Raw genomic sequence first — 817 nt, 5'->3', positions numbered from 1 at the left:
CGGCGGATAACCTGCGCAATCCGGCCGAATCGTCGCGTGCCGCGGCTAGGCGGCGCTGGGTGGGGCTCGTTAGCGTTTCGGATGCTTACCCGATTCAGCGAGGTTGGAGTCATGGGCAGGAATCAAACGTTGTCGGATGACAACAGCTACGTGCTCGGTCATGTCGACGCCGAGGTGCAGCGTTTGCTCTTGCAGGGTCGTTTGTATAACGACTTCACCGAGCACGCACTGCGTCTGGCAGGTCTGCGGCCCGGAATGCGAGTGCTGGACGTGGGCTGCGGACCCGGTGACGTGTCGATCATCGCCGCGCGGCTGGTGGGACCCGACGGTGCGGTACTAGGCGTGGATTCGGCCGCCGACGTCCTTGAGCTCGCGCGCGCCCGCGCCGTGGGCCAGGGCCTGCACACCGTGGACTTCGAGGCAACCGCGATCGCCGATCTCCGTTTGGAAGAGCCGGTCGACGCCGTGATCGGGCGGCTGATTCTCATGCACCTGCCGGATCCCGTCGCAGCGCTGCGCCATCTAACTAGCCTGGTGCGCCCCGGTGGCCTCGTCGCATTTTGTGAATCCGACATCAACGGGGCATACAATGTCGCCGAGTTGCCACTGTTCTCAGCGATGAAAGACACTGTGGCCGAAGCCTTTCAGGCGGCAGGCCTAGATCCGGCGTTCGGAGCGAAACTACCGACGCTGTTTCGGCGCGCCGGTCTGGGTGCACCGCGGCTGGTGCTCGGCGCACCGCTGGGCGGGGCCGACGACAGCGACATCGCGACTTACGTGGCGGAGACTTGGCGCACGATTTTTCCGCTGGCCGAGC

General features: G+C 65.2%; 1 protein-coding gene. It reads left to right on the top strand.

The window, feature by feature from the left end; all coding sequences use genetic code 11:
* Nucleotides 1-111: 111 nt before the first annotated feature.
* Nucleotides 112-817: methyltransferase domain-containing protein (locus A5652_RS07555; protein ID WP_067348614.1), on the top strand; the 706-nt coding region annotated here is incomplete at its 3' end.

The sequence above is a fragment of the Mycobacterium sp. 1165178.9 genome (genome assembly GCF_001673555.1).
In the GTDB taxonomy this organism is placed as follows: domain Bacteria; phylum Actinomycetota; class Actinomycetes; order Mycobacteriales; family Mycobacteriaceae; genus Mycobacterium.
Note: the sequence above shows the minus strand (reverse complement) of the source record. Positions and strands in the feature narration are given on the sequence as shown.